The 24275-nt window shown below is 75.1% G+C and carries 22 protein-coding genes; 16 read left to right on the top strand and 6 right to left on the bottom strand.

Annotated elements, in window-relative coordinates; genetic code table 11:
• Positions 1–108 precede the first annotated feature (108 nt).
• The 4 genes from ACFCLZ_RS21790 to ACFCLZ_RS21775 form a co-directional block, all read right to left on the bottom strand.
• Entirely contained in the window at positions 109–1467 is a 1359-nt protein-coding gene (locus ACFCLZ_RS21790) for an alanine--tRNA ligase-related protein (protein ID WP_380278440.1), read from the bottom strand.
• Positions 1468–1805: 338 nt separating this feature from the next.
• Entirely contained in the window at positions 1806–2093 is a 288-nt protein-coding gene (locus ACFCLZ_RS21785) for a phosphoribosyltransferase family protein (RefSeq protein ID WP_380278438.1), read from the bottom strand.
• Positions 2090–5077 (bottom strand): toxin glutamine deamidase domain-containing protein, encoded by a 2988-nt coding sequence (locus ACFCLZ_RS21780; RefSeq protein ID WP_380278436.1) that lies wholly within the window; start codon positions 5075–5077, stop codon positions 2090–2092. The genes ACFCLZ_RS21785 and ACFCLZ_RS21780 overlap by 4 nt, the downstream gene beginning before the upstream one ends.
• Before the next feature lie 136 nt (positions 5078–5213).
• The gene (locus ACFCLZ_RS21775) at positions 5214–5573 is read right to left on the bottom strand and encodes a hypothetical protein (RefSeq protein ID WP_380278434.1); all 360 of its coding nucleotides are present in this window, start codon (positions 5571–5573) and stop codon (positions 5214–5216) included.
• Between the two features lie 377 nt (positions 5574–5950).
• Between ACFCLZ_RS21775 and ACFCLZ_RS21770 the strand changes: the two genes are divergently transcribed.
• Positions 5951–6802 carry a hypothetical protein gene (locus ACFCLZ_RS21770; RefSeq protein ID WP_380286234.1) on the top strand — a complete coding sequence of 284 codons (852 nt, stop codon included), beginning with the start codon at positions 5951–5953 and terminating at the stop codon, positions 6800–6802.
• A gap of 112 nt (positions 6803–6914) precedes the next feature.
• Here ACFCLZ_RS21770 and ACFCLZ_RS21765 read toward each other — a convergent pair whose 3' ends face one another.
• On the bottom strand, positions 6915–8084 hold the full coding sequence (locus tag ACFCLZ_RS21765) for an NADH-quinone oxidoreductase subunit D (protein ID WP_380278432.1): 1170 nt from the start codon (positions 8082–8084) through the stop codon (positions 6915–6917).
• Positions 8081–9136, bottom strand: coding sequence for an SAM-dependent methyltransferase (locus ACFCLZ_RS21760; protein ID WP_380278430.1), 1056 nt, complete (start codon positions 9134–9136; stop codon positions 8081–8083). Before ACFCLZ_RS21760 ends, ACFCLZ_RS21765 begins: the two co-directional genes overlap by 4 nt.
• 139 nt (positions 9137–9275) lie before the next feature.
• Here ACFCLZ_RS21760 and ACFCLZ_RS21755 point away from each other — a divergent pair, with 139 nt between their 5' ends.
• From ACFCLZ_RS21755 to ACFCLZ_RS21685, 15 genes are all read left to right on the top strand, one after another.
• The gene (locus ACFCLZ_RS21755) at positions 9276–10508 is read left to right on the top strand and encodes a sensor histidine kinase (RefSeq protein ID WP_380278428.1); all 1233 of its coding nucleotides are present in this window, start codon (positions 9276–9278) and stop codon (positions 10506–10508) included.
• Between the two features lie 61 nt (positions 10509–10569).
• Positions 10570–11262 (top strand): response regulator, encoded by a 693-nt coding sequence (locus ACFCLZ_RS21750; RefSeq protein WP_380278426.1) that lies wholly within the window; start codon positions 10570–10572, stop codon positions 11260–11262.
• 97 nt (positions 11263–11359) lie between these two features.
• A complete protein-coding gene (locus ACFCLZ_RS21745; protein ID WP_380278424.1) occupies positions 11360–12316 on the top strand; it encodes a Rossmann-like and DUF2520 domain-containing protein in 957 nt (318 codons plus the stop codon).
• The gene (gene panC / locus ACFCLZ_RS21740) at positions 12316–13221 is read left to right on the top strand and encodes a pantoate--beta-alanine ligase (protein WP_380278421.1); all 906 of its coding nucleotides are present in this window, start codon (positions 12316–12318) and stop codon (positions 13219–13221) included. Before ACFCLZ_RS21745 ends, panC begins: the two co-directional genes overlap by 1 nt.
• A gap of 110 nt (positions 13222–13331) precedes the next feature.
• A complete protein-coding gene (gene panD, locus ACFCLZ_RS21735) occupies positions 13332–13781 on the top strand; it encodes an aspartate 1-decarboxylase (RefSeq protein WP_380278419.1) in 450 nt (149 codons plus the stop codon).
• Between the two features lie 14 nt (positions 13782–13795).
• Positions 13796–15472, top strand: a complete 1677-nt coding sequence (locus tag ACFCLZ_RS21730; RefSeq protein WP_380278417.1) for an L-aspartate oxidase — start codon at positions 13796–13798, stop codon at positions 15470–15472.
• A 4-nt stretch (positions 15473–15476) separates the two neighbouring features.
• Positions 15477–16469, top strand: coding sequence for a carboxylating nicotinate-nucleotide diphosphorylase (gene nadC, locus ACFCLZ_RS21725; RefSeq protein ID WP_380278415.1), 993 nt, complete (start codon positions 15477–15479; stop codon positions 16467–16469).
• A gap of 62 nt (positions 16470–16531) precedes the next feature.
• Positions 16532–17326 carry a type III pantothenate kinase gene (locus tag ACFCLZ_RS21720; RefSeq protein WP_350564455.1) on the top strand — a complete coding sequence of 265 codons (795 nt, stop codon included), beginning with the start codon at positions 16532–16534 and terminating at the stop codon, positions 17324–17326.
• Between the two features lie 177 nt (positions 17327–17503).
• On the top strand, positions 17504–17785 hold the full coding sequence (locus ACFCLZ_RS21715; RefSeq protein ID WP_380278413.1) for a LuxR C-terminal-related transcriptional regulator: 282 nt from the start codon (positions 17504–17506) through the stop codon (positions 17783–17785).
• A 144-nt stretch (positions 17786–17929) separates the two neighbouring features.
• Positions 17930–18343: a hypothetical protein gene (locus tag ACFCLZ_RS21710; protein WP_380278411.1), complete on the top strand. Its 414-nt coding sequence runs from the start codon at positions 17930–17932 to the stop codon at positions 18341–18343.
• 82 nt (positions 18344–18425) lie between these two features.
• Positions 18426–19385, top strand: coding sequence for a hypothetical protein (locus tag ACFCLZ_RS21705; RefSeq protein WP_380278409.1), 960 nt, complete (start codon positions 18426–18428; stop codon positions 19383–19385).
• 237 nt (positions 19386–19622) lie between these two features.
• Positions 19623–20474 (top strand): hypothetical protein, encoded by an 852-nt coding sequence (locus ACFCLZ_RS21700; RefSeq protein WP_380278407.1) that lies wholly within the window; start codon positions 19623–19625, stop codon positions 20472–20474.
• 90 nt (positions 20475–20564) lie between these two features.
• A complete protein-coding gene (locus ACFCLZ_RS21695; protein ID WP_380278405.1) occupies positions 20565–22202 on the top strand; it encodes a peptidoglycan-binding protein in 1638 nt (545 codons plus the stop codon).
• Positions 22199–22927 carry an ABC transporter ATP-binding protein gene (locus tag ACFCLZ_RS21690; RefSeq protein WP_380278403.1) on the top strand — a complete coding sequence of 243 codons (729 nt, stop codon included), beginning with the start codon at positions 22199–22201 and terminating at the stop codon, positions 22925–22927. Before ACFCLZ_RS21695 ends, ACFCLZ_RS21690 begins: the two co-directional genes overlap by 4 nt.
• Entirely contained in the window at positions 22924–24162 is a 1239-nt protein-coding gene (locus ACFCLZ_RS21685) for an ABC transporter permease (RefSeq protein WP_380278401.1), read from the top strand. The genes ACFCLZ_RS21690 and ACFCLZ_RS21685 overlap by 4 nt, the downstream gene beginning before the upstream one ends.
• Positions 24163–24275: the final 113 nt, after the last annotated feature.

Raw genomic sequence — 24275 nt, 5'->3', positions numbered from 1 at the left:
CTTTGTGGCCGGCCCATCGCCGAGGGGACCGGAACCTCGCAGAAGGGCTGTGGGCGCGTCCCGGACCGGGGACGCGCCCACAGGGTGCAGCCGTCGGTCGCGGTGCTGCTACCGGGCGAGGATCCGGGCGGCCTCCTGGACGGCGCTTGCGAGGGCCGCATCGAGGACTTCGACTCGGCGACCACCGGCGCTCGCGACGGCTCCCTTGCCTCCGGCTCCGCCGCCGACCATGCGGGCGGCTGAGGTGAGGATCCGACTCGCGTGGGTTCCGGTCTCGTGAAGGCTGCGGGTGACGGCGGCGGCGAGGAGGGCCTTGCCGCCGTGTTCGGTGCGGCTCTCGCGGCTGCGGGTGACGGCGGCGTTGAGCAGCCGGGTGCCCTGGGTGAGGGTGCGGGTGAAGGACTCCTCCTCGGCGGTGACGACCTGCTCGATGAGGCTGGCCTGGTGGTGGAGTTCGGGCCAGACGTCGCCGAGGTTGGCGATGACGCCGGCCGTGGCCGGGGCGAGGACGGGCTGGTCGATGCCCAGGACGCGGGCGTGGCGGATCGCCCGGCGCATCAGGCGGCGCAGGACGTAGCCGCGGCCGTCCTTGGCGGGCAGGACGCCGTCGGCGATGAGGTAGGCGATGGAGCGGGCGTGTTCGGCGACGACCTGGAAGGAGACCTTCTCCTCCCCGTTGCCGGGGTAGTCGCGGCCGGCGAGTTCCTGGACGGTGGTGAGGGTGGGCAGGAGGAGGTCGGTGCTGCAGACGTTCTCGACGTCCTGGAGGATCGCGGCAAGGCGGTCGAGGCCGAGGCCGGTGTCGATGCTCTGCTGGGCGAGGTCGCCGAGGATCGGGAAGGTGCCGTTGTCGTCGCCCTCGCCGCGCATGGACTGCATGAAGACGAGGTTCCAGATCTCGACGTACCGTTCGCCGTCGACGGCCGGGCCGCCCTCGCGCCCGAAGGCCGGGCCCCGGTCGTAGTTGAGCTCGGAGGAGGGGCCGCAGGGGCCGGGGACGCCCATGTCCCAGAAGTTGTCCGCGCCGAGGCGCTGGATGCGCTCGGCCGGGACGCCGATCCGGCGCCAGAGCTGTTCGGCCTCGTCGTCGTCCTGGTGGACGGTGATCCAGAGGCGGTCCTTCTCCAGGTTGTAGCCCTGGGTGAGGAGTTCCCAGGCGTAGGCGATGGCGTCGGCCTTGAAGTAGTCGCCGAAGGAGAAGTTGCCCATCATCTCGAAGAACGTGGCGTGCCGGTTGGTGCGGCCGACGTTGTCGATGTCGGAGGTGCGGGCGCACTTCTGGATCGTGGTGGCGCGGGGGTACTCCGGGATGACCTCGCCCAGGAAGTAGGGCTTGAACTGGTTCATGCCGGCGTTGGCCAGCAGCAGGGTCGGGTCGGAGGGGATGAGCGGGCTGGACGGGACGTGGCGGTGGCCGCGCGAGGTGAAGAAGTCCAGGAAGGTGGAGCGGATCTGCGTCGAGCGCATGGCGGTAGGGCCCTCACGGAAGAGTCGCGGAGAGGTGTGGGGTGATCACACGCCGAGCCGGGCCGAGAACGAGGACTGAGTGGTTCTCAGTTCTCCAGCTCGGCGCAGATAGCTCGCGCCCCCACGGTGTGGACCATGACTCCGGTATCCGTCGCTCTGAAGTGGCGCAGCCGACAGCGACGCAACGGTGCGCTGCGACTGCGACACCAACAGTAGCGGCTCCGGGGTCGAGATCGCCCGGAGTTGTCCTCCAGCTGATCGAGGATGTCCTGCGGCAGCAGCCAGTTGACTTGTTCGCGGCTTCGCAGGGTGACGACCGTCGAACAGCACGGCCCGCTTCACACAGCACCGCCCGACCGCGACACCGGTAGGTCGGCCTCGGTGAGCAACGAGTGCAGGGTGACACGGTGGTCGGCCAGCAGCGCCCGGCCGCCGAGCGGGCGTTCCAGGACGCACAGCGCATGGGCGACCGGTCCGCCCACGATCCTCAGGATGCGCGCCATGTGGAGCAGTTGGCCGCCGGAGCGGACCACATCGTCGACCAGGACGGTGCGCCGGCCGTCGATAGCCCTTGGGCCTTCGGCGCACGAAGACGGCGGGGCGGCGGGGGTGGTCGCGGGGGTCATGGGGTGGGGGTGAGCAGGTCGAGGGGGCGGCCTTCGGGGGTGAGGGCGATGGCCCAGAGGCCGTGGTCGGCGGGGTGGAGCGGGGCGGGGTCCTGGCGGCCCGCCTGGTGGTCGAGGTAGGTCACGGTGTCCCGGTGGTTCACCGCGTTCCAGGCGTGCGGGCGGCCGAAGCCGTCCAGGGTGAGCAGCACCGCCTGGGCGCCGTGGCCGGCCCGGCGCAGCTCGCCCGCCAGGCGGGCGAAGGCCTGCTCACCGTCGCCGAGGTCGCGGAACGGCGCGCCGAGTTCGCGTTCGGCGCGGTCGCGGCCGCCGCGTTCGCCCGCGTCGCCCTCGGTGGGGATGCGCGGGGCCGCGCAGGTCGGCCGACCGGTGAAGGTGTCGACGGCGGAGAGCGCGATCTCCAGGCTGTTGTTGGCCCGCCCCGGTGCGCGGTACCCGCCGTCGTTGACCACCTCGGTCCAGCCCCCGGCCGCCGGGTCGGGATGGCGCACGGGCAGGCCGTCGGCGTCCCGGGGCGCCCGGCGTTCGAGTTCGCGCTGGTGCTCCGGATCGACCGGGCCGAGCCCGCCGGGCAGGCCGGTCGGACGGCTGTCGGCGATGGTCCGCAGCCGGACGACGGGCGCGCCCGCGGCGCCCTCCCCGCGCAGCGCGCGCATCGCCAGGTGCAGGGCGGTCGCGTGCGCGGTGGCCACCGGCACCACGCCCCAGACGAGGCCGGACTGGGCATCGGCGGCCGGGCCGTCCGGACGGGGGCGGTGCGGGTGTCGGCCGTCGGCATGGTCCTCGGACCGCCCGGGCGCGGGGCCGGGTCCGGTTCCGGGGAGGGGTGCGGGCACCGGCGCGGGAGCCGTGCCCGCACCGGGACCGGCCGTCGGCGGAGCCGCCGGCGGCGGGGGGACGGGCAGCGGCACCGGGCCGCCGATCGGGACGACGGCCGGGTGCGCGGCACCGGCGGCCCCGGCGACCGCGCGAGGGGCCGGGCTGCCGGGCGCGGGAGCGGGGGTGGTCGGCGCGGGGCCGACCGGGGTGCCCGCGCCGATCCCGCTGCCGAACGGGGCCGGGCCGTGCGCGCCGGACGCGCCCGGCGTCGCCCCCACGGCCAGCGGTCCCGGACCGACCGCCCCGCCGCCACCCGCACCCGGCGGTGCGGTGAACGGCGCGGCAAAGGAACCGGGGTGGGCGGCGGCGTGGGGCGCGACCGCCCAGCCGCCCGCCGCCGGGACCGGCGCGGGGCCGGGAGTCGGAGCCGGAGCCGGGACGTCGTAGGCGGTGACGGGCTGGGGTACGGGCGGCGCGAGCACCGAGTCGGTGCGCACGGTCACCGGCGCGGCGACGTACCCGCCGCCGCCCCCACCCCCACCGCCGTGCGCCGGGCTCGGCGTGAGCGCGGGAGCGGGCGAGGGCGAGGGCGAGGCGGCCGGCGGCAGCAGGTAGTCGTCGTCGGCCGCACGGGCGTGCCCGGACGAGCCGGTCGAACCGCCGCCGCCTCCCCCGCCCCCGTCGGCATGGTGGACCGGCACCGGCCCGGGCCCGGCCGGGGACCGGTCACCGCCCCCACCACCGCCGGCCGGACCGTCCGCATACCCCTCCGGCCCCGGACGGGCCCCGTGCCCGACCGGGCCGGGGCCGGTCACCACGCCCACGGGCCCCGAGTCGCCCTCCGCCCCCGGACCGCCCCCGGACACGCCGAACACCCCCGAGGCCCCCGCCCCGAGCACCACATCCGCCCCGGCCGCCACCACCGTCACCGGCCCGCCCTCGCCGGGCGCACCGGGCCCGTGCCCGTGCCCATGGCCGTCACCGTCCACGCCGTCCACACCATCCACACCGGGCCCGTCACCGCCGTGCCCGTGCCGCCCGTCCGCCCCCGCGGCCCCGGCCAGCGGCACCCCGGTGACCTCCCGGCCGTCCTGCCCGGTCAGCACCGGCCGACCGTCCTCGCCCAGGACCGGCCGCCCGTGCTCGTCCAGCTTCACGGCCAGGTTCTCCACCCCGACCACCGGCCGACCGTCGGCACCGGGCACGACGACCAGGCCGTCGGCGTTCGCCACCGGGGTGCCGTCGGCGCGCACGATGACCGGCTCACCGTGCTCGTCCAGGACCGGCCGCCCGGTCTCGTCGAGCTTCACCGCCAGCCCGGGCACGCCCACCACCGGCTTGCCGTCCTGCCCGAGCACCACGGCCAGCCCCGTTCCGCCGGGGCCGCCGAGCACCCCCGGCTCGCCGAGGACGGCGGGCAGTCCGGCGGCCACCGGGTCGAAGGCCCCGCCGACGCCGCCCGGGTACCCGGCCGACCGCACGCCCTCGGCACCGGGCGGCGCCAGGCGCAGCAGCGCGACCACGGCCGGCTCCCGCAGCGCGGTGCCCAGGCCGTCCTTCATCGCCCGGCCGAGTTCCTCCAGCAGTCCGCCGATCTTCAGCCCGGCGGCCTCGACGGCGGCGGCCGCCACCGCCCGGGCGACCTGCCCGGCGGCGGCGTCGACGCTCTGCCGCACCGCGTCGAAGACCCCGCCGACGCCCGTCCCCGTCCCCGTCCCCGCGCCCGCGCTCGCGCCCGGCGCCGAGGCGTCCGCAGCGGCCGCGGCGGCGGCCCGGGCGGCCTGCTCCTCCGCCTTCTTCAGTTCGGCGGCCAGCTCGTTGAGGGCGGCGACGATGTCCGCCTTGCAGGAGTCGACGGCGCGGGCGGCCGCGTCGAAGGCGCCGGCGACCAGCCCGGCCGCGGAGTGCGCGTCGTCCAGGTGCCCCTTGCCCCCGCCCCGGAAGCCCTGCCAGTACGCGGCGAAGGCCTCGACGGCGCGGCCGGAGTTGTCCCCGGTGACGCGCCGCGCGGCGTCACCGCCGCGCTTGGCCAGCCGGTCCGCCTCGTTGCCGAACTCGCGCCAGAGCCCGGCCGCCTTGCGCAGCCCCTCCTCGTCGGCCAGCGGCCACCGGTGGCCGGTCCGGGCCAGGACCGGGACGAGTTCCTCGGGCAGTTTCCGGGACACGCGCTTCCCCCTTCGACGGACGGGCGCGGGGCCTGTCACTCGGATGTTCTCGGATCGGGCCGCGCTCCCCCGGCCTCCGCAAGGGCCCGCACCAAGAGGGACGCCCGCCGGGCCCCGAACGGTGCGCGCGGCGGCGTCAGGCCGACCGGTCCTTGGCGGTGCCCCGGCCGACCGCCGCGCCCCCGGCGAAGCCGCTCGCCGCCGAGGTGTCGGTGTCGGCGGTCCGCTCGGCCATGCCGTGCAGGCCCGCGCCGACCGTCCCGAGCCGCCCGGCCAGCCCGCGCAGCCCGCCCACCAGCCCGCCGTGCGCCTCCCGGTAGACGGCGGCGAACCCGCTGCCCGGCCCGTCCGCGCCCCACGGGCTGCCGAGCGCGGCGAGCCCCTGCTCCAGGGCGCCGGCGGCCTTCCCGAAATCCGCCGAGATCCTCTCGAACTCCCGCCCCTCGCCCTGCAGTTCCCACGGCTTGATGACGAACTCGCTTCCGCCGCCGGCCATCCCGGCACCTCCCCGTGTCCTGGACCGGCCGCCATCCTAGAGCCGGCCCCACCCCTCCCCGGTGTCCGCCGACGGCCCCTTCACCCGGCCTTCACGGCGGCCGCGCACCCACCGGGCGTCCGCCCCGCACCCACCGCGCCCCCGCCCCCGCCCGGGCCGGAACAGGGCGGAACAGGGCGGAACAGCCCGGAACGGCCCGCCGCCCGACCGCCGCGCGGTGAACTCACCGTAAACCCCGTGGCCACGGACGGTTCGCCACCCCGCGAAGGCTCTACCCTTGCCGAGTGGCAGCAGCAGACACGTCCAAGCACAGCAACACCTCCAAGGGCAGGAAGGCCAAGCCGAAGGCCGGCGGCCCGACCGCCGTCGACCTCGCGATGCCGGTGCTCCGCTCCGAACTCCGCCCCGAAGTCCGCCCCGAGGTCCCGCTCGACTTCCCGCGCGCCTGGGTCGAGTTCACCGACCCGGACGACGCGGAGCAGGTCTTCCGCTGCGACCTGACCTGGCTGACCTCCCGCTGGTCGTGCATCTTCGGCCAGGGCTGCCAGGGCATCCGCGAGGGCCGGGGCGAGTCCGACGGCTGCTGCACGCTGGGCGCGCACTACTCGGACGAGGACGACGAGAAGCGCGTCACCGGCCACGCGGCCCGGCTGACCCCGGAGCTGTGGGAGAACCACCCGCACGGCACCGACGCCAAGGGCCGGATCAGGACCGACGGCGGCATCACGATGTTCGACGAGGACGGCGACCGCCAGACCCGCCGGGTCAACGGCGCCTGCATCTTCGTGAACAGCCCCGGTTTCGCCGGCGGAGCGGGCTGCGCCCTGCACGCGCTCGCCCTCAAGGAGGGCCTCGAGCCGCTGGAGACCAAGCCGGACGTCTGCTGGCAGCTGCCGGTGCGCCGCACCTACGACTGGATCGACCGCCCGGACGACACCCGCTACCTCCAGGTCACCATCGGCGAGTACGACCGGCGCGGCTGGGGCCCGGGCGGGCACGACCTGCACTGGTGGTGCACCGGCAGCCCGGACGCCCACCAGGGCGCCGACCCGGTCTACGTCAGCTACCGCCCGGAGCTGACCGAGCTCATGGGCCGGGCCGCGTACCAGGTGCTGGCCGGGCTGTGCGAGGAGCGGATCGCCACCAAGGGCGACCGGAAGGTGGCCCCGCACCCGGCCGACCCGGCGAAGAAGCCGAAGGCGGAGAAGGACAAGGCGAAGGACCGGTAACGAAGGACCGGCAACGAAAGCCGGGCAGCGAAAGCCAGGCGGCGAAGGACAGCTACCGGCGAGGGGGCGGGTCCGCCCCACCCCCTCGCCCGCCCTCACCGGCGGGCCCGGCTCACTTGTCGATGTCGCCGACGACGAAGAACATCGAGCCGAGGATCGCCACCATGTCGGCGACCAGAGTCCCCGGCAGCAGCTCGGTGAGCGCCTGGATGTTGTTGAACGACGCCGAGCGCAGCTTGAGCCGCCACGGCGTCTTGTCGCCGCGCGAGACCAGGTAGTAGCCGTTGACGCCGAGCGGGTTCTCCGTCCAGGCGTAGGTGCTGCCCTCGGGGGCCTTGAGCACCTTGGGCAGCCGCAGGTTGACCGGCCCGGGGGCGAGCCCGGCGATCTTGTCCAGGCAGGCGTCGGCGAGGTCCAGCGCGTTGACCGTCTGCTCCAGCAGGCACTCGAAGCGGGCCAGGCAGTCGCCCTCCTCGCGGGTGACCACGGTCAGCACCTGCCGCAGTTCCTCGGAGCCGTACGCGAGGTAGGGCTCGTCGCGGCGCAGGTCGAAGTCCAGGCCGCTGGCCCGCGCGATCGGGCCGCTGACGCCGTACGCCTCGGCCTGCGCCCTGGTGAGGACGCCGACCCCGGCGGTGCGGGCGCGGAAGATCTCGTTGCCCAGCACCAGGTCCTCGAAGACCGGCAGCTGGGAGCGGACGACGCCGACGGCGGCGCGGACCCGGCCGAGCCAGCCGGCCGGCAGGTCCTCCTTCAGGCCGCCGACCCGGTTGAACATGTAGTGCATGCGGCCGCCGGAGGCCTCCTCCAGCACGTGCTGGAGGTCCTCGCGGCCGGAGAAGGCATGGAAGATCGGGGTGATCCCGCCCAGCTCCAGCGGGTAGGAGCCGAGGAACATCAGGTGGTTGAGGACGCGGTTCAGCTCGGCGAGCAGGGTGCGGATCCACACCGCCCGCTCGGGCACCTCCATGCCCAGCATCCGCTCGACGCCGAGCACCACGCCGAGCTCGTTGGAGAAGGCCGAGAGCCAGTCGTGCCGGTTGGCCAGCATGATGATCTGCCGGTAGTCCCGGGCCTCGAAGAGCTTCTCGGCGCCCCGGTGCATGTAGCCGATCACCGGCTCGGCGCTGACGATGCGCTCGCCGTCCAGCACCAGCCGCAGTCGCAGCACGCCGTGGGTGGCCGGGTGCTGCGGGCCGATGCTGAGCACCATGTCGGTGGCGCCCGCCTCGTCCGTGAAGTTCTCGGCTCCCGCCCCGATGCCGACCGTGGTCTCCCTCATGGGGTGAGAGTCTGCCATCCCGGCAGTGCCTCCAGGCTCGCCGGTACCGGCATCCGGACGGTCTGCGCGAGCCAGCCGAACGCGCCGAGGCCGGCCGGGTCGGTGAGCTCCGCGCCCTCGCCGGCGCCGCCGAGGGCCCGCAGGTAGCCGGCCGGGTCGGTGGAGGCGAGGGCGAGCGCGGGCCGGGCGCCGCTGACGCCGAGCGCCCGCAGCGCCTCGCGCTGGGTCGTCCACAGGCTGTGGAGAGCGGGGACGGCGACGGCGTCCAGCGCGACGTGCGCGGTGACGTCACGGGAGCCGTCGGGCACCGGGGCCACCTCGCGGCCGTCCAGGAAGCCGGTGCGGGTGGGGAACGGCGGGCGGCGTCCGGCGGTGTGCCCGTAGTCGACGGCGACGGCCAGGCCGCGGTCCAGGCCGGCCACGGCGTGCGCCCAGGCGGCGTCCCGGGGGGTGCCGAACTCGGCGAAGTCCCCGGGGCGTTCGGCCGGCCACCAGCGGGCGGCCCAGGCGGCGTCGGCGGCGTCCACCGGCTCGCCGAGCCGCTCCTCGCCGGTCGCGGTGTCCACCTCCAGGTAGCGCAGCCGCCCGTCCTCGCCGACCTCACCGGTGTCCAGCGGCACGTTGTCCAGCCACTCGTTGGCGAACAGCAGGCCGGTGGCGCCGCGCGGCACCCGGTCCGTCCACAGCACCGCGTCCCACCATCGCTCCGTCCACAGCCCTGTGGACGGAGCGGCGGGCGGCAGCGGCGGGCGGTCGGCGAGCTCCACCGCGTACACCCGCAGCCGCTCCCCCACCGCCTCCGGCAGCTCCGCCAGCACCCCGGCGACCAGCTCGCCCCGCCCGGCCCCGACGTCGACGAACGCCAGCTCCTCCGGACGGCCGAGCGCCGCGTCCACCTCCAGCAGCAGCCGGGCCACCGCCCGGGCGAACAGCGCGGAGGCGTGCACCGAGGTACGGAAGTGCCCGGCGGGGCCCTCCGGCCTGCGGTAGAAACCGCCGTCGGGTCCGTAGAGGGCGCGCTCGGTCGCGGGCGCCCACCGCATCCAGGTCATGGGGCGGGACGCTACACACCCGGTCCGCACCCGCCCAATCTGTACGGCATCGGTACCCCGGCCTCTCCGACCTAGGGAGTAGGACGGATCGCTCTCCCGGCGGACCTGGGGACACGCCGCAACTGCCTACGCTTGACCCGTGCATCGACTCAACGCCTGGCTCCGCCGTCACCCCATGGTGGTCGACTCTGCCTGGGCGGCGTTGGTGCTCGTGTTCGGCCTGCTGCCGGAGGAGGGCAGCCGCAACGGGGGCTGGCGCGCCGTGGCCGACGTCGTCATCGCCGTCGTGCTGCCGCTGCTGATGGCCTTCCGGCGCCGGTTCCCCGACCTGACGGTGGCCGCCGCGACCCTGGTCGGCCTCACCCAGGTGGCCCTGAGCGTCAACCCGGCGCTCTCCAGCGTCGCCTATCTGGTGTTCGCCTACACCGGTGCCGCCTTCGGCCGGCCCTGGACGTCCCGGGTGGCCCTGGCCGCCGGACTGCTGGCCGGGCCGCTGGTGTTCTGGCAGATCCACCCGCAGAAGGCCACCCGGCTGCCCGACGGCGACATCAGCTACGTCGAGTACTCCGTTCCCGAGGCGCTGTTCTTCGCCGGGCTGATGACCACCCCGTTCATCCTCTGCTGGGCGTGGGGGCGGCTCACCCGGGTCCGCCGGGCCTACCTGGTGGAGCTGGAGGACCGCGCGTCCCGGCTGGAGCGCGAGCGCGACGCCCAGGCCAAGGTGGCGGTCGCCGCCGAGCGCGCCCGGATCGCCCGCGAGCTGCACGACGTGGTCGCGCACAACGTCTCGGTGATGATCGTCCAGGCGGACGGCGCCGCCTACGTACTGGACAACTCGCCCCAGCAGGCCAAGGAGGCGCTGGGCACCATCGCCTCCACCGGCCGGCAGGCGCTGGTCGAGATGCGCCGGCTGCTCGGCGTGCTGCGCACCGCCGACACCAAGGGCGAGGAGTACGTGCCGCAGCCGGGCGTCGAGGAGCTGCCCGAGCTGCTCGACCAGGTCCGCACGGCCGGCCTCCAGGTGGACTTCGCCACCTCGGGCGATCCGCGCGAACTGCCGCGCGGCGTCGAGCTGACCGTCTACCGGATCGTCCAGGAGGCGCTGACCAACGTCCGCAAGCACGGCGGCCCCGACGTGCACGCCCGGGTCGCGGTCGACTTCGGCGAGCGCGAGCTGGCCGTGCTGATCGAGGACGACGGCCGCGGCAGCACCGACGAGCAGCTGGTCGCGGGCGGCGCCGACGGCCAGGGGCACGGCCTGATCGGCATGCGCGAGCGGGTCGGCATGGTCAGCGGCAGCCTCGACGTCGGGCCGCGCCCCGGCGGCGGTTTCCGGATCCGCGCCGTGCTGCCGCTCAAGGCGGCCCACTGACCCCGGACCCCGGGCGCCCACCGACCCCCCGCCGTTCCCCCCGAGGAGCTAGGAGCCACCCTTGACCATCCGCGTGATGCTGGTCGACGACCAGGAGCTGCTGCGTACCGGATTCCGGATGATCCTGCAGTCGCAGGGCGACATCGAGATCGCCGCCGAGGCCGGGGACGGTGCCCAGGCCCTGGAGAGGCTCCGGCACACCGCGGTGGACGTGATCCTGATGGACGTCCGGATGCCGCGGCTGGACGGCGTGCAGGCCACCCGGCGGATCTGCCTGGCCGAGGACGGCAGCCCGCTGCCGGACGCCCCGCACGTGCTCATCCTCACCACCTTCGACCTCGACGAGTACGCCTTCGCCGCGCTCAAGGCCGGCGCCAGCGGCTTCCTGCTCAAGGACGTGCCGCCGACCGAGCTGGTGGCCGCGATCCGCGCCGTCCACGGCGGGGACGCGGTGGTCGCGCCGACCACCACCCGCCGCATGATCGACCGGTTCGCCGAGGTGCTGCCCACCCCGCAGAGCGGCTCCGGCCGCGCGGACACCCTCGGTCCGCTCACCGAGCGCGAGCGCGAGGTGTTCCTGCTGGTCGCGCAGGGCCTGTCGAACGGGGAGATCGCGGCCCGGCTGGTGCTCTCCGAGGCCACCGTGAAGACCCACGTCGGACGGATCCTGGCCAAGCTGAACCTGCGCGACCGCGTCCAGGCGGTGGTCCTGGCCTACGAGGCGGGCCTGATCCGCGCCGGAGCCGCGGACTGAGCCGACGGGCCCGCGCACCCGCCCCCGTAGAATGGGCCGGTACGTCCGGTACCCCGTCAGGTGGACTGGAACGGAGCCCATGGACAAAGGTGGACCCGTGAGTCCGTCCGACTTCGCCGACCACGGCGAGTTCGCCCCGCTCGCCGACGGCCTCGGCGACCCGGCCGACCCCGGCAACCGCCCCGCCCGCCTCGCCGTGGGCGTGGTCGGCACCGGCCGGGTCGGCCCGGCGCTCGGCGCCGCCCTGCAGCTCGCCGGCCACAGGGTGGTCGCCGCCTCCGGGGTGTCCGCCGCCTCCCGCCGCCGCGCCGAGGCGCTGCTGCCGGGCGTGCGGATCGTCACCCCGCCGCAGGTGCTGGCCGCCGCCGACCTCGTCCTGCTCACCGTCCCCGACGACGCGCTGGCCGACCTGGTGGCCGGCCTGGCCGCCACCGGCACCGTCCGCCCCGGCCAGCTGCTGGTGCACACCTCCGGCGCGCACGGCGTGGCCGTGCTGGAGCCGGCCACCCGGGCCGGCGCGCTCCCGCTCGCGCTGCACCCCGCGATGACCTTCACCGGCACCTCCGTCGACCTGGCCCGGCTGGCCGGCTGCCCGTTCGGGGTGACCGCCCCCGAGGAGCTGCGCCCGGTCGCCGAGGCGCTGGTGGTGGAGATGGGCGGCGAGCCCGAGTGGGTGCCGGAGGACGTCCGCCCGCGGTACCACACCGCCCTGGCGCACGGCGCCAACCACCTGGTCACACTGGTCGCGCAGGCGATGGAGCTGCTGCGCGCGGCCGGCGTCGCCGAGCCCGGCCGGATGCTCGGCCCGCTGCTCGGCGCCGCGCTCGACAACTCGCTGCGCTCCGGCGACGCGGCCCTCACCGGCCCGGTCGCCCGGGGCGACGCCGGCACCGTACGGCGCCATCTGGCGCAGCTCAGTACGGTGTCCCCGGACATCCCGGCCGCCTACCGGGCGATGGCCCGGGCCACCGCCCAGCGGGCCCTGGCCCACGGGACGATCGACGAAGCGTCGGCGGCGGCGCTGCTGGACGTACTGAACGAGGAGACGCAGTAATGGCACGCGGCAAGCAGCCGGGCAAGGCCCAGCGCGCCCCGAAGGTCCACCGGGCCGTGATCACCCACACCGTCGACGACTTCGAGGCGGCGTTCTGGCCGGACGAGCAGCCGGTGGACAACGCGGTCGTGATGACGATGGGCGCCCTGCACGAGGGCCACGCCGCGCTGATCCGCGCCGCCCGCAAGCAGGTCGGCCGGGACGGCCGGGTCGCCGTCACCGTCTTCGTCAACCCGCTGCAGTTCGGCGCCGGCGAGGACCTGGAGCGCTACCCGCGCGCCCTGGACGAGGACGTGCGGCTCGCCGAGGCCAACGGCGCCGACGTGGTCTTCGCGCCGTCCGTCGACGAGGTCTACCCGAACGGCGAGCCGCAGGTGCGGATGGCCGCCGGCCCGATGGGCGCGCGCTACGAGGGCGCCACCCGGCCCGGCCACTTCGACGGCGTGCTGACCGTGGTCGCCAAGCTGCTGCACATCACCGACCCGGACTTCGCCTTCTTCGGCGAGAAGGACGCCCAGCAGCTGGCGCTCGTGCGCCGGATGGTGGCCGACCTCGACTTCGACGTCGAGGTCGTCGGCGTGCCGACCACCCGCGAGGAGGACGGCCTGGCGCTCTCCTCCCGCAACCGCTACCTCTCGGCGGAGGAGCGCACCCGCGCGCTCGCCCTGTCCGAGGCGCTGTTCGCCGGCCGGGACGCGGCCGCGCGGGGCCCGAAGGCCGTGCGCGAGGCCGCCGGGGCCGTGCTCGACGCCGCCGAGGGCGTCGACCTCGACTACCTCGCCCTGATCGATCCGCACGACTTCACCGAGGCGCCGGACGACTTCCAGGGCGAGGCGGTGCTGGCCGTGGCCGCCAAGGTGGGCGCGACCCGCCTGATCGACAACGTTCACCTCATCTGCCGCTAGGCAGCCGAGCAGCAGGCACAGAATCGTCCGGTGATCCGACCGTCCGGTGATCCGGTGGTACCCACCAGCAGTTCCCCCCAGGCATGCACTCACAGGAGGCGTGACCCGCAATGCTCCGCACCATGCTCAAGTCCAAGATCCACCGGGCCACCGTGACCCAGGCCGACCTGCACTACGTCGGCTCGGTCACGGTGGACGAGGACCTGCTCGACGCCGCCGACCTGCTCCCCGGCGAGCTGGTCCACATCGTCGACATCAACAACGGCGCCCGGCTGGAGACGTACACCATCGCCGGCCCGCGCGGCTCCGGCGTCATCGGCATCAACGGCGCCGCCGCCCGCCTGGTCCACCCCGGCGACCTCGTCATCCTGATCGCCTACGGGCAGATGGACACCGCCGAGGCCAAGGGCTACCTCCCCAAGGTCGTCTTCGTCGACGGGCACAACCGGATCACCGGCACCGGCGGGGACCCGGCCGAGGCCGGGGAGGGCACCGGACTGCTGCGCGGGGACGCGGCGTACCGTGGCGACAACGGCGCCGTCGACGCCGCCGCGCGCTAAGGAGCCACCACGCCATGTCCGCCGTCACGCACCGCCTCACCGCCCCGGCACCGGGCTGGACCACCGACACCGATGTCGTCGTGGTCGGCTCCGGCGTGGCCGGGCTCACCGTCGCGCTCAACGCCCGCAAGGCCGGCCTGCGGGTCCTGGTGGTCACCAAGGCGATGCTGGACGACGGCTCCACCCGCTGGGCCCAGGGCGGCATCGCGGCCGCCCTGGGCGAGGGGGACACCCCCGAGCAGCACCTGACCGACACCCTGGTGGCCGGCGCCGGGCTGTGCGACGAGGACGCCGTGCGCACCCTGGTCGCCGAGGGCCCGGACGCGGTCCGCCGACTGATCGCGGTCGGTGCCGCCTTCGACCGCGGCGAGGACGGCGCGATCCTGCTCACCCGCGAGGGCGGCCACCACCGCAACCGGATCGCGCACGCCGGCGGGGACGCCACCGGCGCCGAGATATCCCGCGCCCTGGTCGACGCCGTGCGGCGGGACCCCGAGGTGGAGCTCATCGAGCACGCCCTCGTCCTCGACGTGCTCACCGACGCCCGGGGACACGCCGCCGGGCTGACCCTGCACGTCATGGGCGAGGGGCAGCGGGACGGCGTCGGCGCCGTCCTGGCCCGCGCGGTGGTGCTCGCCACCGGCGGCATGGGCCAGGTCTTCTCGACCACCACCAACCCGGCGGTCTCCACCGGCGACGGCGTGGCGCTCGCGCTGCGGGCCGGCGCCGAGGTCACCGACCTGGAGTTCGTCCAGTTCCACCCCACCGTGCTCTGGCTCGGCCCGGAGGCCCAGGGCCAGCAGCCGCTGATCTCCGAGGCGGTCCGCGGCGAGGGCGCCCACCTGGTCGACGCGGACGGCGTGCGGTTCATGGCCGGCCAGCACGAGCTGGCCGAGCTGGCCCCGCGCGACATCGTCGCCAAGGCGATCACCCGCCGGATGCAGCTCCAGGGCGCCGAGCACATGTACCTCGACGGGCGGCACTTCGGCGCCGCGATGTGGGAGCGGCGGTTCCCGACCATCCTGGCGTCCTGCCGCGCGCACGGCATCGACCCGGTCACCGAGCCGATCCCGGTCGCCCCGGCGGCGCACCACGCCTCCGGCGGGGTGCGCACCGACCCCCGCGGACGCACCTCCGTCCCCGGCCTCTACGCCTGCGGCGAGGTCGCCTGCACCGGGGTGCACGGCGCCAACCGGCTGGCCTCCAACTCGCTGCTGGAGGGCCTGGTCTTCGCCGAGCGGATCGCCGCCGACCTGGCCGCCCGGCACGCGGCCGGCGACCTGCCCGCGCGCACCGTCGACGTGGCGGCCGCCCGCGCCGCCCGCCCGGTGCCGCTGCCCGCGCCCGAGGCGCGGGCCGAGATCCAGCGGCTGATGTCGCGCGGCGCGGGCGTCCTGCGCTCGGCCGCGTCGATGGCCGCCACGGCGCAGGGGCTGGCGCTGCTCTTCGAGCACGCCCGCACCGACGCCGCCGAGCAGAAGCCGGCCGACCCCCGGGTGGAGACCTGGGAGGCCGCCAACCTGCTGCTGGTCGCCGACGCGCTGGTCACCGCCGCCGCGCAGCGCGAGGAGACCCGCGGCTGCCACTGGCGCGAGGACTTCCCGGAGCGGGACGACGCGCACGGGCGGCGCCACCTGATCACCACCCTCACCGCCTCCGGCGGCCCCGTCAGCACCCTCGAGGAGCAGTAGCACCATGACCGACGCGACCGATGTGACCCACCTGCACGAGCACGAGCACGAGGAGCTCCCGCTGGCCGGCGGCTGCGGCGACGGCTGCGCCTGCGGGGACGGCGAGGGCTACGAGACCGGCCTGGACCCGCAGCTCGCCGAGCTGCTGGAGGACGCCGGTCTCGACCCGATCGAGGTCGAGGACATCGCCACCCTGGCGCTGGCCGAGGACCTGGCCGGCGGCGAGGACGTCACCTCGGTGGCGACCGTGCCGGCCGACGCCGTCGCCACCGCCGACTTCACCGCCCGCCAGGCGGGCGTGGTGGCGGGCCTGCGGATCGCCGAGGCGGTCGTCTCGCTGGTCTGCGAGGAGGAGTTCGAGGTCGAGCGGCACGTCCAGGACGGCGACCGGGTCGAGGCCGGCCAGGTGCTGCTCTCGGTCCGCTCCCGCACCCGGGACCTGCTGACCGCCGAGCGCAGCGCGCTGAACCTGCTCTGCCACCTGTCCGGCATCGCCACCGCCACCCGTGCCTGGGCGGACGCCCTGGAGGGCACCGGCGCGGTGGTCCGCGACACCCGCAAGACCACCCCGGGCCTGCGCGCGCTGGAGAAGTTCGCGGTCCGCTGCGGCGGCGGCGCCAACCACCGGATGGCGCTGTCGGACGCGGCCCTGGTCAAGGACAACCACGTGGTCGCGGCCGGCGGCGTGGCCGAGGCGTTCCGGGCCGTCCGGGCCGCCTACCCGGAGCTGCCGGTCGAGGTCGAGGTCGACACCCTGGAGCAGATCGCGCCGGTCCTGGAGGCCGGGGCCGACCTGATCCTGCTGGACAACTTCACCGTCCCGCAGCTGGTCGAGGCGGTCGCCCTGGTGGCTGGCCGGGCCCGGCTGGAGGCGTCCGGCGGACTCACCCTGGCCACCGCGCGCGAGGTCGCCCAGACTGGTGTCGACTACCTGGCGGTGGGCGCGCTGACCCACTCCTCGCCGATCCTGGACATCGGCCTGGACCTGCGCGCCTGACCGCTCGTCCGCCCGCACGCCCGTTCCGTCCGCCCGCTGGTCCTCGACGAAGAAAGCACCCCATGCTGCTCACCATCGACGTCGGCAACACCCAGACCACCCTCGGCCTGTTCGGCGGTGAAGAGGTCGTCGAGACCTGGCGGATCTCCACGGATCCGCGCCGCACGGCGGACGAACTGGCGGTGCTGCTGCACGGCCTGATGGGCTCGCAGGGATCGCGCACGGCGATCGCCGACGCGAAGGTCGAGGGCCTGGCGATCTGCTCCTCCGTCCCCTCCGTGCTCCACGAGTTCCGCGAGGTGACGCGCCGCTACTACGGCGACGTCCCCGCGGTGATCGTGGAGCCGGGGGTGAAGACGGGGGTGCACGTCCTGATGGACAACCCCAAGGAGGTCGGCGCCGACCGCATCGTCAACGCGCTGGCCGCCAACCACCTCTACGGCGGCCCGTGCATCGTGGTCGACTTCGGCACCGCCACCACCTTCGACGCGGTCAACGCCCGCGGCGACTACGTCGGCGGCGCGATCGCCCCCGGCATCGAGATCTCCGTCGAGGCGCTCGGCAACCGCGGCGCCCTGCTGCGCAAGATCGAACTGACCCGCCCGCGCAACGTGATCGGCAAGAACACCGTCGAGGGCATGCAGTCCGGCATCCTCTACGGCTTCGCCGGCCAGGTCGACGGCCTGGTCGACCGGATGGCCCGCGAACTCTCCAAGGACCCCGACGACGTCCAGGTGATCGCCACCGGCGGCCTGGCCCCGCTCGTCCTCGGCGAGGCCGGCTCGATCGACGTCCACGAGCCCTGGCTGACCCTCATCGGCCTGCGCCTGGTCTACGAGCGCAACCGCCCGAGCTGAGCCCGCGAGGTGTGACGCGGATCACATCTTCGCGAACGAGGACATTCACGCACGGTCCCCCCATCGCGACCGCTCGTGATCATCTTCCGTGCCCCGCCCCGTGCTAGCGTCGGTCGACGGGGCCCCATCACCCACCGCTTCCCACCACGGAGCGGTAGGCACTGAGGGGGGAAACACATGCACGGAACCATCACGGCCGTCGACGACGCCCTGGACGGCCTGCGCATCTCGGCGTCCCGGATCGACAGCCTGAGCGACCGCCAGGAAGAGGTGCTCCACCTCCTGGTCCTGGACCTCTCCAACCAGGAGGTCGCCGACCGCCTCGGCATCACCGAACGCACCGTCAAGGCCCACGTCGCCGCCCTGATGGACCGCCTCGGCGTCGACTCGCGGCTGCGCCTGGCCCTGGTCGCGCTCTACCAGCACATGGCCGACTGTCCTCGCGGACAATGGTCATGACTCGAACCGCCGCCTAGATTCATGACCGCCGGGACGTTCTCTCGCACATCACGTCCCGGCGGCTCTTGGGGGGGAGCACTGTGCGCTCCTCTCCTTCGCGGTCCCGCCGGCGCGACGCCGGCGGGCGGTCCGAAGGATTCTCCGATGAACCTCAAGCGAATCACCGGCGCCGGCGCGGCGCTGTTCGCCACCGTCGGCCTGGGTGTGGCGCTCGCCCCGCAGGCCTCCGCCCTCAGCGGCTGCCACCTCTACAGCGCCTGCCTGTACTACAACTCCAGCTCGCACGGCTACGGCGCCTCCTTCGAGCAGCAGGGCGACATCCCGAACTACGGGACGCTCTACCGCTTCAACCCCGGCGCCTACGGCTCCAGCGGCGCCGGCGTGTACGTCAAGAACCACGCCGCCTACGTGGACAACTGGAACCCGGCCTCCGCCTTCACCGTGTACGAGTTCAGCGCGGGCGGCGGGAGCGGACGGGTCGACTGGATCGCCGCGTACGGCGAGGCCGACCTGACGGTCACGCACGACAACAACGCGGCGGGCAAGTTCACCGGCTGATCAGAACCGGGCGGCCGGCCCCTCGCACCTCCGGGGACCGGCCGCCCGGCCCCTTCGCACGATCCACGGAGACCTCCACGCCATGACGCACACCCGCCCGACCGCGGCGCCCGCGGCCCGAGTGGCCCTCGCGGGCGTCCTCGCGCTGCTCGCAGCGGCCTGCAGCAGCACCACGTCCGAGGAGGGCAAGGGCACGTCGACGCAGGTCAAGGGCGTCCCGTCGGTCTCGGCACCGCCCAGCATCGCCACCGCCGCCGACCAGACCCTGCCGATCGACCCCTACCTGCTCAGCTACGAGCAGCGGGACCAGTTGGAGCGGGCCGAGTCCGTGCTGGTGAGCCGCTGCATGGCGCGGTTCGGCATCCAGTACCAGGCCGCGCCGCAGATCCCCGCCGGGAACCGGCCGCGCAGCCGCACCGACCGCCGGTACCTGGAGACGACCGCGGCCGGTGCCCAGGCGAACGGCTACCACGGGGCGGAGGGCGACCGGCCCACCGCCCCACCGGCGCCGCCCCAGGTCTCCGACTCCACCCGGCTGGTGCTGACCGGCAGCGCAGCCGCGAACGTCAAGAGCGGCCAGGGCGGGCAGGACTACAACGGCGCGACGATCCCCAAGGGCGGCTGCCTGGGCGAGAGCAAGGACAAGCTCGGCGCCGGCCCGACCAACAGCGGCGGCGGAGACGCCCAGCTCGCCCGCGACATCGACGCCACCGCCCGGGAGAAGTCCAAGACCGACGAGCGGGTCCTGGCCGTCTTCCGGACCTGGTCCGAGTGCATGAAGGCCAAGGGCTACGACTACGCCGACCCGATCAAGATCCTCGAGGACCCGCGCTGGACCTCCGCCGCCCCCACCGACGTGGAGCGCGCCACGGCGGCGGCCGACGTCGGCTGCAAGGAGCAGGCCAATGTGGTCGGCGTCTGGTTCACCGTCGAGGCGGCCTACGAGACCCAGCTCATCGAGCAGAACGCCCCGGCCCTCGCCCAGGTCCGCAAGGACAACGAGGACCGGCTGCGCACCGCCGCCCAGGCCCTCGCCTCCTGAGGGGGTGGCTCGGCCCCGGCGGCCGGGTGCGCCAGGAAACTCGCGACAACCCTGACGGACAGTCAACCTGTCTGCATAATTCGACAGTTGGATCGACTTTCCGGAACGAGGGTGGGGCGTGGCCGAGTTCAAGTGGTCGGATGTGACACCGGAGGCAGCGGCGGACGACGGGGCGGGCGGCGGCGGGCGGGGGCCCGGCGGCGCCCGCCGGCGCTGCTGCTGGCCGTGGCGGCGGCGGTGGCACTGGCCGGATGCTCCTCCGGCGGCTCCGGCGGGGGCTCCTCGGCCCCGGCGGCCACGCCGCCCCCGTCGCAGGCCGCCGGCGGGCCCGCGGCCGCCGAGGTCGCGCGGGACGCGGGGCTGCCGCTGGAGGCGACGATGCGGGGGGACGCGGAGAGCCAGGCCGCCACCTCGAACGCCCTGAACAAGCTCGCCGCGAAGTGCGCGCGGGACCAGGGCTACCAGGTCACCGAACAGCCGCCGGTGACGGCCGAACAGCTCGTGGCCCGGCAGAAGGCGCAGGGAACGGCCTCGAACCCGTACGCGTGGCCGGCCGTCCAGGCGCTGAAGGACTTCGGATACGCCGGCTCCGCCCACGGCCGGGACGCGAAACCGCCGGAGACGGAGCAGCCCGTCGTCGCCGACTCGGCGGGGGACACCGCGGCGGCCAAGTGCGCCAAGGAGGCGACGGCCAGGCTGGCGGCGGCCGATCAGGCCGGGAACTCGGCCCGGAACCGGCTGAGGGAGCTGTCGGTGCAGGCCGACCAGCAGACCACGGCCGACTCCCGGCTGGTGGCGGCGCTCGCGCAGTGGTCGGGGTGCATGAAGCCGAGCGGGTACACGTACGCGAGCCCGCAGGAGGCGGTGCAGCAGTTCGAGAAGGTCGTCGGCGCCGCCGGGGCGCAGGAGCTGGCGGTCGCCCGGGCGGACGCCGACTGCCGGACGAGCAGCGGGCTGGCGGATGTGTGGTTCCAGGTGCGCTCGCAGGTGGAGCAGCGGATCGTCGAGCAGAACGCCCAGGTGCTGAAGGAGGCCGCCGACGCCGAGAAGCGCCTCGCCCAGGCGGCGAGCAGGGCCGTGGCCGGCTGAGCCCGGAAAGTCGTCGACAACCCTGAGGGGTCGTCAACGCGTCACCATGGCTGGACAGTTGGATCGATTTCCCGGAACGAGGGTGGGGGCGTGTCAGAGTTCGCGGGGCCGGACGTGACGCCGGAGGCGGCGGGCGAGGACGAGGTGACCGGCGGGCGGGGGATCCGGCGGCGCCGGCGGGCGCTGGTGGTGGTCATGGCGGCCGCGGTGGCGCTGGCCGGGGGCGGGGTGGCGGCCTCGACGATGATCAAGTCGCCCGCGCAGGCGGCGGCGGACAGCGAGCCGCCGGCGCCGGACGTGCTGACGGCGCCCGTGGAGAAGCGGGTGCTGACCGACTCGGTGGTGATCCGCGGGCAGGTGAGCGCCGGGCAGTCGGTGGACGTGGCGCCGGCCGGGGGCGGTGGCGCGGCGGGGGCGAAGCCGGTGGTGACCAAGCTGCCGGTCAAGGTCGGCGACCAGGTCCAGGCCGGGCAGTCGGTGCTGGAGGTGGCGGGGCGGCCGGTGTTCGCCCTGCACGGCGACCTGCCCGTGTACCGGGACCTCAAGCCCGGCGCCACCGGACAGGACGTCCGCCAGCTCCGGCAGGCACTGAAGGAGCTGGGGTTCGGCTCGGACGGCGACCCGGAGGACACCTACGGCGCGGCCACCAAGGACGCGGTGAAGAGGTTCTACGCCGCGCGCGGCTACGACCCGCTGCCCGCCACCCCGGACGGGGACGTCCAGGTGGCCGCCGCCCAGGACGCGGTCACGGGTGGCGAGCGCGCGCTGACGGACGCCAAGGACGCGCTGAAGCTGGCGAAGAAGCGCTACGACGACGCGGTGGCGGCCGCCCAGCAGCAGGCCCAGCAGCAGGCCCAGCAGCAGGCGCAGCAGAGCGCCGCGCCGACCGCCGGGGCGACCGGCACCGACCGCCCCGCCGCCTCCGGCGGCACCTCCGGTGGCGCCGCCCCGGCCGGGGAGAGCCCGGTGGACGCGGCCCGCACCGCCGCCGACACCGCCCAGAAACAGGTGAACCGGGCCACCGAGGACCTCACCAAGCTGCGCAAGAAGGTGACGGACGCGAGGGCCGCGGCCGGCCCGATGGTCCCGGCCGCCGAGCTGCTGTTCCTCTCCGGCTTCCCGGCCCGGGTCGACGCGGTGGCCGGCCGGATCGGCGGCGAGGTGTCCGGCAAGGTGCTGACCGTCTCGGCCGGGGCGCTGGTGGTCAAGGGCAGCCTGTCCATCAGCGACAAGGGCCTGGTGCACCCCGAACAGGCGGTGGAGATCCTCTCCGAGGTGACCGGCGTCAAGGCCGCCGGCAAGGTCGGCGCGGTGGCCGACGCCCCCGGGGACGGCCAGCAGGCCGGAGCCGCGCCGGGTGCCGGTCCGGGCGGCGGCCAGAACCCGGCCCCCGCGCAGGGCGCCCCGGCGAACGGCTACCAGATGGTGGTCCAGCCGGACGCCCCGCTGGACCCGCGGCTGGCCGGCCAGGACGTCCGGCTGACCGTCCAGGCCGCCTCCTCGGCCGGCCCGGTGCTGGTCGTCCCGCTGTCGGCGGTCTCCGCGACGGCGGACGGCAGGACGGTGGTGACGGTGTACGAGAACGGGCAGCGCCGCCGGGTGGAGGTCACCCCGGGGACGGTCGGCGGCGGCAGCACCGAGGTCCGGCCGCTGACCGAGGGCACCCTGAAGCCGGGCGACCAGGTGATCGTCGGCGTCAAGGACGCCACCGGGACGGGCGCCAAGTGACCGACCTGACCGCCGTGACCGACGGGGCCGCCCCCGTCATCGAGTTCCGCCAGGTCGGCCTGACCTACCCGGGCCCGCCGCCGGTGACCGCGCTGAAGCCGTGCGACCTCGCGATCGCCCCCGGCGAGTACGTCACCGTGGTCGGCCCGTCCGGCTCCGGGAAGTCCACCTTCCTGAACATCGCCGGCCTGCTGGACGCCCCCACCACCGGCAGCTACCTGCTGGACGGCATCGACACCGGCGGGCTCGCGGACGCCGACCGCACCGCGCTGCGCGGGCGCCGGATCGGCTTCGTCTTCCAGTCCTTCCACCTGCTGCCGCACCGCTCGGCGGTCGAGAACGTGGCGCTGGCGATGCTCTACACGGCCACCCGGGGCCGGCGCGCCGCCGCCGAGCGGCGCGAGCTGGCCCGGGCGGCGCTGGTCCGGGTGGGCCTCGGCCACCGGCTGGACGCGCTGCCGACCCGGCTGTCCGGCGGCGAGCGCCAGCGGGTGGCGATCGCCCGGGCGCTGGTGGGCCGCCCCTCGCTGCTGCTCTGCGACGAGCCGACCGGCAACCTGGACACCGTCACCGCCGAGTCGATCCTGGCCCTGCTGGACGAACTGCACGACCAGGGCCTCACCGTGCTGCTGATCACCCACGACCCGCAGGTGGCCGCGCGCGGCCGGCGGACCGTGGCGATCCGGGACGGCGTGCTGCGCGAGGAGGAGGTGGCCGCGGCATGAGGCCGATCCGTCGCCGCGACCGGGTGGTCGAGCCCTCCCGGTTCCCGCTGCGCGACCTGTTCGCCGAGGCGCTGGCCGGGGTGCTCCAGCGGCCGGCCCGCTCGGCGCTGACCGGGCTGGGCACCGTCCTCGGGGTGGGCACCTTCGTGGCCATCCTGGGGCTGACCGCGACCACCTCCTCGCAGATCGACTCCCGGTTCAGCGTGCTGAGCGCGACCGAGGTGAGCGTCGAGGACATCGGCGGCACCCGCCCGGAGCTGGTGCCGCTCTCCTTCCCGGCCGACGCCGACGCGCGGATCCAGCGGCTGAACGGGGTCGAGGCGGCCGGGGTCTACTGGCCGGTGAGCCGGGCCTCCGGCGCCGTCCGCGCCGCGCCGGTGGGCCGGCAGGGCGGCGGCGAGCAGGTGTCGGTGGTGGCCGCCTCGGCCGGGGTGCTCGCGGCCGCCGAGCCGCACCTGGTGCAGGGCCGGACCTTCGACAGCTGGCACGACTCCACCGGCCGGCAGGTGGCGGTGATCGGCGCGGCGCTGGCCTCCCGGCTGGGCATCACCACGCTGGACACCCAGCCGGCGATCTTCCTGGCGGACAAGCCGTTCACCGTGATCGGCATCGTCGACGACGTGAAGCGCAAGGCGGACCTGCTGCTCTCGGTGACGGTGCCGCGCGGGGCGGCCGCCAAGCTCTGGGGCGAGCCGGAGCGCGACCGGGCCAAGATGATCATCTCGACCCGGATCGGCGCCGCCCGGCAGATCGCCGCCGAGGCCCCGCTCGCCCTGGACGCGGCCCACCCCGAGTACTTCAAACCGGTCCCGCCGCCGGACCCGCGCACCCTGCGCTCCAACGTCACCTCCGACCTCAACCAGCTGTTCCTGCTGCTGGCCGGCATCTGTCTGGTGATCGGCGCGGTCGGCATCGCCAACACCACCCTGGTCGCCGTCCTGGAGCGGACCGGCGAGATCGGCCTGCGCCGGGCGCTGGGCGCCCGCGGCCGCCACATCACCGGCCAGTTCCTCTCCGAGTCGGCCTCGCTGGGGCTGATCGGCGGCCTGGTCGGCACCTCGCTGGGGGTGCTGACCGTGCTCGGGGTGGCCGTGGCCCGGGACTGGACGCCCGTGGTCGACCCGGCGACGGTGGCCGCCGCACCGGCGATCGGCCTGCTCACCGGGCTGCTGGCCGGGGTCTACCCGGCCTGGCGGGCGGCCCGGATCCAGCCCGCGGAGGCGCTGCGCCGCTGAGCCGGCCGTCCTGCGGGCGGGCCCCCCGCGGCCCGCCCGCAGGACGTTCCCGGAGCAAACGTGGGGCATCGGCGCGACACTACCGACAAATCGGATATTCCTCACGTAGTGTC

The organism is Kitasatospora purpeofusca, assembly GCF_042691725.1.
Lineage (GTDB): Bacteria > Actinomycetota > Actinomycetes > Streptomycetales > Streptomycetaceae > Kitasatospora > Kitasatospora purpeofusca_B.
This window is presented reverse-complemented; position numbering and strand designations above follow the sequence as displayed.